At 67.5% G+C, this 8,921-nt stretch carries 11 protein-coding genes and 4 pseudogenes; 5 read left to right on the top strand and 10 right to left on the bottom strand.

Annotation, left to right across the window (positions count from 1 at the left end):
- Positions 1–86: pseudogene (locus tag ACZ6Y1_RS37220) on the top strand (IS5/IS1182 family transposase); the annotation flags it as partial.
- On the opposite strand, the gene ACZ6Y1_RS37215 reads toward ACZ6Y1_RS37220, so the two are convergent.
- On the bottom strand, positions 64–663 hold the full coding sequence (locus ACZ6Y1_RS37215) for a hypothetical protein (protein WP_469640563.1): 600 nt from the start codon (positions 661–663) through the stop codon (positions 64–66). The pseudogene ACZ6Y1_RS37220 and the gene ACZ6Y1_RS37215 overlap by 23 nt on opposite strands.
- Before the next feature lie 84 nt (positions 664–747).
- Between ACZ6Y1_RS37215 and ACZ6Y1_RS37210 the strand changes: the two genes are divergently transcribed.
- Complete coding sequence (locus ACZ6Y1_RS37210; protein WP_469640561.1) at positions 748–1,026, top strand: hypothetical protein; 279 nt, start codon at positions 748–750, stop codon at positions 1,024–1,026.
- A 9-nt stretch (positions 1,027–1,035) separates the two neighbouring features.
- Here ACZ6Y1_RS37210 and ACZ6Y1_RS37205 read toward each other — a convergent pair whose 3' ends face one another.
- The 8 genes and pseudogenes from ACZ6Y1_RS37205 to ACZ6Y1_RS37170 form a co-directional block, all read right to left on the bottom strand.
- Complete coding sequence (locus ACZ6Y1_RS37205; protein ID WP_469640568.1) at positions 1,036–1,212, bottom strand: hypothetical protein; 177 nt, start codon at positions 1,210–1,212, stop codon at positions 1,036–1,038.
- Between the two features lie 316 nt (positions 1,213–1,528).
- Positions 1,529–1,696 (bottom strand): annotated as a pseudogene (locus ACZ6Y1_RS37200) (transposase); the annotation flags it as partial.
- 447 nt (positions 1,697–2,143) lie between these two features.
- Positions 2,144–2,653, bottom strand: a complete 510-nt coding sequence (locus tag ACZ6Y1_RS37195; RefSeq protein WP_469640559.1) for a hypothetical protein — start codon at positions 2,651–2,653, stop codon at positions 2,144–2,146.
- A gap of 2 nt (positions 2,654–2,655) precedes the next feature.
- Complete coding sequence (locus ACZ6Y1_RS37190; protein WP_469640557.1) at positions 2,656–3,153, bottom strand: hypothetical protein; 498 nt, start codon at positions 3,151–3,153, stop codon at positions 2,656–2,658.
- Between the two features lie 28 nt (positions 3,154–3,181).
- Positions 3,182–4,528: a hypothetical protein gene (locus ACZ6Y1_RS37185; RefSeq protein WP_469640554.1), complete on the bottom strand. Its 1,347-nt coding sequence runs from the start codon at positions 4,526–4,528 to the stop codon at positions 3,182–3,184.
- 9 nt (positions 4,529–4,537) lie between these two features.
- Positions 4,538–4,978, bottom strand: a complete 441-nt coding sequence (locus tag ACZ6Y1_RS37180; protein WP_469640552.1) for a hypothetical protein — start codon at positions 4,976–4,978, stop codon at positions 4,538–4,540.
- A 109-nt stretch (positions 4,979–5,087) separates the two neighbouring features.
- On the bottom strand, positions 5,088–5,411 hold the full coding sequence (locus ACZ6Y1_RS37175) for a hypothetical protein (protein WP_469640550.1): 324 nt from the start codon (positions 5,409–5,411) through the stop codon (positions 5,088–5,090).
- 314 nt (positions 5,412–5,725) lie between these two features.
- Positions 5,726–6,283, bottom strand: a complete 558-nt coding sequence (locus ACZ6Y1_RS37170; RefSeq protein WP_469640548.1) for a hypothetical protein — start codon at positions 6,281–6,283, stop codon at positions 5,726–5,728.
- Between the two features lie 140 nt (positions 6,284–6,423).
- Between ACZ6Y1_RS37170 and ACZ6Y1_RS37165 the strand changes: the two are divergent.
- From ACZ6Y1_RS37165 to ACZ6Y1_RS37155, 3 genes and pseudogenes are all read left to right on the top strand, one after another.
- A pseudogene (locus ACZ6Y1_RS37165) lies at positions 6,424–6,648 on the top strand (ISKra4 family transposase); the annotation flags it as partial.
- A 112-nt stretch (positions 6,649–6,760) separates the two neighbouring features.
- Positions 6,761–7,294, top strand: coding sequence for a CbrC family protein (locus ACZ6Y1_RS37160; RefSeq protein ID WP_469640546.1), 534 nt, complete (start codon positions 6,761–6,763; stop codon positions 7,292–7,294).
- A gap of 238 nt (positions 7,295–7,532) precedes the next feature.
- The gene (locus tag ACZ6Y1_RS37155) at positions 7,533–8,429 is read left to right on the top strand and encodes an aminoglycoside phosphotransferase family protein (RefSeq protein ID WP_469640565.1); all 897 of its coding nucleotides are present in this window, start codon (positions 7,533–7,535) and stop codon (positions 8,427–8,429) included.
- 263 nt (positions 8,430–8,692) lie between these two features.
- On the opposite strand, the pseudogene ACZ6Y1_RS37150 reads toward ACZ6Y1_RS37155, so the two are convergent.
- Positions 8,693–8,921, bottom strand: a pseudogene (locus ACZ6Y1_RS37150) (S1 family peptidase); the annotation flags it as partial.

Here is an 8,921-nt window from a genome sequence, read left to right as displayed (position 1 = left end):
GGCGCATCTTCCGCAAAGCCCGCTGCAGCCCCAACCGCATGACGGCCATCGCCGCAGCCGTCCTCACCCTGGAGCGTCAACGCTGAAAATGCTCAGTGGGGCGTACCCGTATGCGACCGACTCGTCCCATGTGCATTCGGGCGCGTAGCCGTCGGCGGTGGCGACCCGCCAGGCGTCGAGGCGGTAGGAAGCGGGCAGCGACCAGCCGTCCGGGACCTGGGTGATGACCTGGTAGCCGGTGGAGCCGGTGAGCCTGCAGACCGAGGTCTTCTGGTAGCAGGCGATGCGGCCGGTGTTGTCGGTGATCAGTATGTGTGTGCTGTCGTGGGCGTCCCGGGCGTTGACGAGCAGCCAGTCCGTCGCGGCGGCCGTGGTGATCCGGTGGCAGCGGAGGCTGCCGGTCTGGCCAGGCGTGCCCGTCGTGGCCCGGGCACCGACTGCCGTCGCGGCAGATGCGGCGCAGCCCTTGGCCGTGGCGGTGACGTCCCGGCGGTCCAGGGTGTGGGTGCGCGGGGCGTCCTGGCCCTGCAGGAGGACGGTGTATGCCATGTCGGCGGTGAAGGAACAGCTGGTGAGGCCGTCTGTCTGCAGCTGCTGCCCCGGAGCGGGGTGGTCGTAGCAGGAGGGCCCGTTGCCGTCCGTACCGATTAGGCTCTGGTCCACTTCTTGTGGGGGCTCACGGACTGTGATGTCAGTGGAGTGTGGTCGGATGGCCGGACTCTGTCGTTGATCCGCTGGGAGGCCCTCGTGACGTCCTCGTACCCGTCCCTGACTCGTGCCCTGGCCGAGGCTTTGGTCGATGTCTTGTGGTTCATCGACGGTAGCGAAGACGAGCAGATGGATCAGGACGACGCGGTCAAGGTCATGGAGGGTGTGGGCCACGTGGTCAGCACGCTGCCGAGTGATCAGCGACAGGAGCTGATCGAGCTGGTCGGGGCGATGACAGTCGCCGAGAACAACCCAGCTCGCCGCGAGTTCCTGGAAGCGTTTCCGGAGGGCTTCGGGTTGATCGACGATGCGTCCTGAGCGGCTTTGTCAGGAGTAGAGCAGGACGCAGACGATGGTGTAGTGACCGCGGAAGCCTCGGGCGGTGATCTCCTGGAAGAGAGCGAGGACGGTCACCCTTCCAGCGGTCTCGGCCCAGCGTGCGGCCAGGTAGGGCTTGAAGGGATCGAGTTTGTTCCGAAGCTGCCGCTTCCGTCCCTTGACCATGTCCTGCCAGGACGCTGCGCGAGCGTATCGCTGCGGTGTGTCGACCCCATCCCAGATGATGTGCGACGGCCCGCAGGCTCGTGCCCTGGGCGAGGAGTTCGTGGACCAGAGCGTGGTGCACTCGGGCCCGCTCGGCGAACTTGCCTGACGGGGTGTCCATTTCATCGTCCGGATCGGCGCCTTCTCCGATCGGCGTCTCCCAGAGGGGTTCCGGCTCGGGGACTGGAAGCGGTAGGTCACGCGGGTTGGAGCGGTGGGCGGCCACCGTCTTCTCGACGGCGGAAGTGAGGTTCTGCCAGAGGTGGAACCGGTCGGCGACCTGGAGGGCTTGGGGCGAGGCGGCGGCGGCCGCCTCGGCGTAGGCGCCGGCGCGGTCGCGGCAGATGACTTCGATTCCGGGGCGGGCCATGGGCCAGGGGACGAGGGTGGCGGCGTCGCGCTCGGGCAGCAGGTCGAGAACCCGGTGGGTCTCGGCGTCGATCACGACGGTGCCGTAGACATGGCCGCCTTCGCTCACGGCGACCGAATGTCGAGCACGCCAGCCATACGAGGAGCGAAATCCGGGCGACCTGGAAGCACCGCGATAAAGATCAACAACTACAACGAGTAGCCGCCCACACAACTTGGGCCAGACCCCACTTGGCACCGTTAACGCCCATGAGGGCCAGGGCGCGGTCGCGGAGGCCCGTGAGGTTGTCGGGGCAGGCGGCGCTGATGGTGGTGAGGTGGTCGACCAGGAGCGGTGCGGCCGCGGACGCTCTGTTCGCCGTCCTTCTCAGCAGCTCTGATACGGAGTCGCGCTGATGCTGATCGCCGGGCCCGACACGGCACGGGAAGGTCGGCACCCCTGATCCCCTCGCGGGCGAGGCTGAGCGGATCGCGCCCACCCCTCATCGGGTCCGCCCGGCAACCCATCACGAGAGCGGGGACTTCAAAGCTTGTACACTCCCCGCCAGGTCCAGCCGGCTTCCAGAACCGTCGTGCGGAGGGGGTTCTTCAGCTGCCGCGCGTCGAAGCTGAATGTTTCTACCGTGCGCCTGCGGCCGTCCGGGCCCTTCTCGACGACCCATTGCTTCCGCATCCTGCGGATCGGTCCGCGGCCGTGAGCCCGGGCCACGGTACGGCCGGGCGGCGCACCCGCGCGGGTCACCTCGAACTGCTCGTCCATGGCTCGCACCTCACGTTCCTGCGGTCTGAAGGACATCCAGACCTTGAGCGTCCGGTCGACCTGCCGCCGCGTCGCGCCGGTACCCGTGGCGGGCTCGATGACGCGCCATTCCGCCACCAGGTCCGCGCCGCCGCTGCCGGATTCCCGGATGCTGAAGGGGATCCCGGAGTCGTTCAGCGCAAGGAGCGTCCTTTGCAGGTCCGAGGTCGGAAGGCACCGGGTCCCTGCTTCGGGGTCCCGGGTGCCCATCCACCTGTCCCACAGGTAGCCCACGGCTACGCCGCCTTCCCCGTATCCGGACGTACGCTCCGCAGGAACTCCTGGAAATCACCCACGACACGGTCGTGCTGGGCACTCGTGGCGGTCAGGGCCAGCCGGATCACCCCACGCTTGCGGGGGTCCTCGATGTCGACGAGTGACAGGTACACCTGGGTCTGGACCAGGTCACGGTGCGTCTCACCGGCGAGTGCCCTGAAAGCCAGCCTCTGCGTCAGGGCGGGGGCATCGGCGCTGCCCGACTCATGGACTGCGCCGACCGTCACCGAGTCGGCGACGGCGGCCAGGCGCCGGACGGACTCTGCGGCGAGTTCGGACAACGTCGTCCCCTCGGCCGGGAAGCCTCCGTCGACGGTGATGTTGGCGGCGAACCCCGCGTCCGGGTGCGGGTGCACCGCGGCGAACGCGACTGCGGGGTCATCTCCGCCCGGGCGGGCCGGGAGCCAGCCCTCGGGCAGACGAAACTCGATCGGGACCGGCAGTGGTGTGGTGGTCATCGTGCGTCTCCTGACAGCAAGCAGTAGATCAGTCCGTGAGCCAGTCGACGAAGTCGCCGGCCGTATCCCCTATGACGCCGACCGTTTCGCCGACGACGTCGGCCGCACCTGCGGCGGCCTTGGAGACCTTGTCCGGGTCCACCGTGATCTCCAGGCCGGCCCCCACACCGAAGGCAGGAGAGAAGCCGGCATCTGCGTTGAACCTCCACACGCCGGTGGCCTCGTCCTTCTTGTACCCGAGCGAGGCTTCGGCGCCCGGGCCCGCCCAGCCTTCTCCGGTCACCCCGATTCCGATGCCGGCGGCTTCCGCTCCTGCGGCGACAGACCCCTTGGCGCCGGCGAACGCCTTCGCCCCGAGGGTTGCCTCCTCCTTGGTGAGCTTGCCGCTCACGCCTGCCTCAGCGCCCGCGAAGCCCTCCAACCGACCGTAGCCGCCCACCTGGCCGTACTCGGCACGGCCTTCCGCCAGGGACCGTACGCCGGCGGATCCTTCGGCCTTGGCGACGAAACCCATGTCGGTCATCCCTATGTTCCCTGTGGCCCGGGCTCCCCCGTACAGCTCGTCCACCGCAGAGAGGGTCAGCCGCCCCTCGCTCGTCTCGCCCTTCGCGGTGGCGTGGAAGAGATCGGCGTACGCCTTTGCGGAGGCCTCTTTGCCGTACTTGGGGCCGCTGGCGGTGATGCCGGCGTCGGGGCCGGTCAGCGTCGCTCCGTCCGTCTTGGTAGGGGCCTGCCCATCGGCCGGCAGGGTCTTCGGCGCCTTGTCCAGGTCGCCCACGGCGTACCCGTTGAAACCGGCCGGGGTTCCGTCGTTGGCACTGCCCTGGCCGAACGCGTCCTTGTTGCTGTCGGTGACGGCCGCGCTGAGGGCAGCCTTGACGTGTGCGTCCGTCTCGGAGACGGCTTTCACCCTGTCCTCGATGCGCTTCTGCCACTGCCCGACGGCGGTGCGGACCGATAACTGGTAGTCCGGGTCGTGGTGGTAGGCGTTGCGCTCGGCGTCGGTGAGCTGGCTGCTGTCGAAGGCGACGTGCCCCTGTTCCGACACGGACATACCTGCGGCAATGGCGTCGTCGCGGGCACTCTCCAGCTTCCGCTTGAGGTCCGTGAACCTCTCGTGGGCGTCCCGCAGCAGACTCGCGACGGCTTTGGCCTGCACCTGGGCAGCGGCGTACTCGTACCGGGTCGCGGCGAAGTTCACCTGCGCCGCTCCGGCACTGAGACCGACCCAGTTGGGGCCTCCCGCCACCTTCTGGACGGATTCGTCATATCGGGTCTCGATCTTTTCGAACTCTCCCGCCATTGCTTCCCACTGAGTGGCAGCCGTGGTCAGGAGGCCGAAGTCGGTGGTCATGACTTCGTAGTAAGTCAGCACCGCTTCTCCTCAGAGGCCGTTCAGCTTCGACGTCGACGCACGGAAGTCGTTGCCCAGTGACGTGTCGTTGCCCACGAAGAGTCCATTGGCGCCGCGCAGGGCGTTCTTCTCACTTTCCAGCCGCGCCATCAGAGTCCTGACCTGCTGCTCCCAGGTCTCGGCGACGGTTTTGATCCCTACGGCCGTATCCCAGCCGTCGAACCCGCCGCGGGCTGCCTTCGTGCTGGCCTCCGCGTGGTTCGAGGCGGTCTTCGTATTCGGCTGGAGTTCGGTCTCAATGGTGTGAGCGGCCGTCCGCTTCTCCGCCGGCGTCGAGGCGAACTCTTGATTCGCACCCGGGGCACTCTGCCCGTGCCCACTGTTCAACCGCATAGCCACGTGCCCATCTGCCGAGCTCCTGGCCCCGTTGACGCGCACGCCTGCCCCCTCGTCCAGCAAAGCCGTCTCCACTCCCCTTAGATACGAACTTGCGCGTAGCGGACTCACCGTTTCCTCGTGCCCCACGGGGAACGCCGACCGGCCGGGTACCGACCGAGCGACGGAGATCCGCGCGCTTCACTCAGCGACGCCGAGCGGATCCAGAGGCCCGGGCCGTCGTCCACGCCAAGCGAAAGAGGCACACGATTCCGGCGAGCCCGATGAGCGCTCCCACGGCCGAGCAGATCAGGATGATTCCGATTCCGCCGTCCAGGATCCGTGGCACCGAATTGAGCAGCACGGAAAACCAGAGCCCGAGCAGGGCCAGAACGATCCATCGTGGCTCGGGCACGCGGGTTCCAACCCAGGCCGGCGTACGCCCCGTCGTGATCAGCAGCGGCAAGGGCAGCAGAACCAAGGTGCTGAATGCCAGCCCTACGACGTGAAACAGCGAATCGCTGTTCATCAGCACCTCCCCTGAGCAGCCATCATGCCCACCAATCCCCACCTTCTCCCTCCGGTCGCCTGCCTTGGCCGCCTGTACACGCCGCTGGGCTCGAAGCCCACCACGGTCACGGACGCGCTGAAGACGACGACAGGCTTCACCGTCGCGCCGCCCCTCACCGAGACCGGAAGTGGCTGCGGTGGGCGCTCGACGACTCACGAATTCTTTTCATCCTTCCGCGCGATGATCAATCGGAAGCGCCGAATTGTGCCTCAGCCCACACGGAAATCTCAGATCCGCCTCAAGAGGAGCGTCGTTTTCAAGCCGTGCTGTCTCTATATTGAATGGTCGCGGTCGGCAGCACGATCGCCGAGGCCGGCTTGGGCAAGATCGGCGCGACGCTGCTGTTCCAGCGTTTCAACGAGCGTGAGGAATGCAAAGCGACCACCGTGGCCACGAACTCCCCATTCACCGGGTGGGACAAGACCTTCTGTCTCTCGCAGCTGCGCGCCACTGCCATCGCCGATTGGATCAACCGCCCTACGGGTTCGGGGCAACACACGCCAGGCCAGCGGCACCAGCTCGGCGTCGACCTCCTTGGGCAGGAGCGGGCGCTGAGCCACCTTGCGCCGGGCCAGCCCGGGCCGCCCGCCCAGCACGTCGCTGTCGCTCAGCAGCACAAGGAACGGGCGCACCGTGTTGCACCGGCCGGCCAGCTGCTGGCGCAGCGCGATCTCCGCGGATCCGTCATCCTCGGACACCAGCTGCTCGACCACCCGCACCGCGCTCTTCACCGCGGCCCGCGAGACGACCTCCTCCAGCGCTTGCCACAGCGCAGCAGTGTCCAGATCCGCGCCGACCTGAGCGGTCAGCTCCCGCTCCCGGATCAGCAACCGCGCCGCCCGCACCAGCGACCAGACGACCGCCCAAGCCGACTGGAATCACCTGCCAGCCACCCGCCGCGAGGCCGTCGACGCCTGCCACCGCTAGCTGACTGGCCACCTCGACCAGCTCCGCTACGCCACCGCCCTGGCCGATCGCCACCGGCGCCGTCGAAGGCGCCTGCCGCCGCCTGATCGCTGACCGCCTCGACATCATCGGCGCCCGCTGGGGCCTTCATGGAGCCGAAGCCGTCCTGCGGCTCCGTGCCCTCGTCGCCAACGGAGACCTCGACTCCTACTGGCGCTACCACACCGCCCGCGAGCACGAGCGCCCCTATCCCCCGACCGGCCAGCAGGACTTCAGCCTCACCGCTTGATCACGAGACTGCTTGCAGACAGACTGCGGCCCATGAGGTTCACAGGGGTGCCTGACGGCACACAGAGCACCGGCGCCGAGGCGGACCTCCCTATGCCCCGGCAGGCTCACCAGTGACTACCGACCTGCCCGGCTTCCGCTATCACCCCGACCCCGTGGCAAGCGGGTCCGTCCGCGAGGGCGCCGAGACCTGCGTCTGCTGCAACCGCAGCACGGGATGGATCTACACCGCCGGCTTCCACACCGCCCAGGAAGTCAGTGGGAGGTTCTGCCCCTGGTGCATCGCTGATGGCAGTGCCGCTGAACGATTCGAAGGTGAATTCACCGACGCATACGGACTCGACGGCGTCAGCGAGGAGACCCTGGCGCAGGTCACCCGCCACACCCCCGGGTTCCACGCCTGGCAGGATCCGCGCTGGCTTGTCCACTGCAGCGACGCGGCCGCCTTCATCGGGGAGGTTGGATACACCGAGCTGGCAGCCCACCCCGAGGCACTCAACCAGCTCCGACTCGACCTCCGAATGGGCGGCTGGCACGACGCGTCCCAGCTAGAGAGCTTCCTGACCCATCTCGGCCAGGGGGCAAGCGCCATGCTCTTCCGCTGCACCGTCTGCGGCACCCACCTCGCCTACACCGACGCTTCATAGTCACGGCCCAGCTCAGCACGCGCCCTTTCCCTTCAAAGGAACCGCACCCATCTGGTTTGGTCCGCTGTTTCGCTGCCCTCAGCTCTGCACTGCGAGCGTGGAACACCCCGCGGAGCCCCGTGCCCCGGACGCGGAAGGCGTCACGCCAACGAGCGACAGCCCGTTTCACACGCGTCGGCGATTCAGCTTCCCGTACCATCGATAGTCCGCCCGGTCCCATCGATGGTTGAGTGAGATCATGGACCGCTTCGAGATCGACGAGAACTTGGTGCGCTCTCTGGTGCGTGAGCAGCATCCCGACCTTGCAGGCTTGGACGTGCGTGAGGTGGCCGGCGGTTGGGACAACCAACTATGGCGTCTCGGAGACGAGTTGGCCGTGCGTATGCCGCGCACGGAGCGTGCGCCGTCCCTCCTGCGCAAAGAGCGCCGGTGGCTGCCCGTCCTAGCCCCGCGTCTACCCCTTCCGGTCCCGACCCCCATGCGGATCGGTGAACCGTCCGCACGCTTCCCGCGGCCATGGACCATTGCGACATGGGTTTCCGGCGAACCAGCCGACCGCGCCCCAATCAGCCATGACAGCGCGGCCGACACTCTGGCGGGCTTCCTCCAGGCACTCCATGTGAACGCGCCCGCAGATGCACCGGTCAGTCAGGAGCGCGGCGTTCCTCTCAAAACGCTCTCAGACGGTTTCGAAAAGGGACTTCAGGAAGTCGCCTCCGGAGGCGATGCCGCTGACCTGCGGAATGTCCGGGACGTATGGGACGAGGCCGTTGCGGCTCCCGAATGGAAGGGCCCGCCTGTATGGCTGCACGGCGACCTTCATCCAGCGAATGTCGTCGTCTCGGACGGGACACTCTCGGGCGTGATCGACTTCGGTGACATGTGCGCCGGCGATCCGGCGGTCGATCTCGCTGCTGCCTGGGTGCTCCTCCCCACGGGGGCGGCTGCACGGTTCTTCCACGCGTATGTAGACGCGGACGAGGCGATGATCCGGCGCGCACGAGGTTTGGCTGCCGCGAAGAGCCTTTTCCTCATCCTTATGGGCCGGGCCGGGGAGCGGGGCCTGCCAGGCGGCAAGCCGACATGGGGGCACGCGGGCTGGGCGGCGCTTGACCGTGTCCTGGCATCAACTTAAGGGGCTGGCAGACCAGACCACCTCAGACCGCCGGCGAATCGGGCCAGATCACCGGAGACGAGGACCAGATCCACGGAGACGGGACAGGCGGCGCCGGACGGCTCAGCACGACGGCGGTTGTCCTGTGCCATCGGATCTTGACGATGTGCCATCGACCGCACCTGCACGGCGTCCGCCGTCCGCCTCCGGGAAGAGGACCCGGAGGCGGACGCCGGCCTCGTTAGGTCAGGCGGGCTGCTTCGCAGCCTGCCCTGAGGGTGTGATCAGATCCAGTCGTCACCAGGGGCGACGGCGAAGTAGGTGCCCATGTTGAGGCGGGCAGCGATCTTTCCGTCTGTGGAGTGAACGATGAGATCGGCCTTGTTGTCTGCGTTTACGTCACCGAAGTATAGGCGACCCTGGCCAGGCTGGCCCAGGAAATTGCCCCAACCGACGCTCCAGTCCCTGCCGCCATCGAAGTAGGTGCCCATGTTCGTACGGACCGAGACCTTG

Source organism: Streptomyces sp. NPDC053432 (assembly GCF_055585365.1).
Note: the sequence above shows the minus strand (reverse complement) of the source record. Positions and strands in the feature narration are given on the sequence as shown.

Bases quoted from the DNA above. Each gene is read 5' to 3' on its own strand.
- ACZ6Y1_RS37205 (WP_469640568.1), bottom strand. From the start codon at position 1,212: ATGGTCAAGGGACGGAAGCGGCAGCTTCGGAACAAACTCGATCCCTTC.
- ACZ6Y1_RS37190 (WP_469640557.1), bottom strand. From the start codon at position 3,153: ATGACCACCACACCACTGCCGGTCCCGATCGAGTTTCGTCTGCCCGAG.
- ACZ6Y1_RS37175 (WP_469640550.1), bottom strand. From the start codon at position 5,411: ATGAACAGCGATTCGCTGTTTCACGTCGTAGGGCTGGCATTCAGCACC.
- ACZ6Y1_RS37155 (WP_469640565.1), top strand. From the start codon at position 7,533: ATGGACCGCTTCGAGATCGACGAGAACTTGGTGCGCTCTCTGGTGCGT.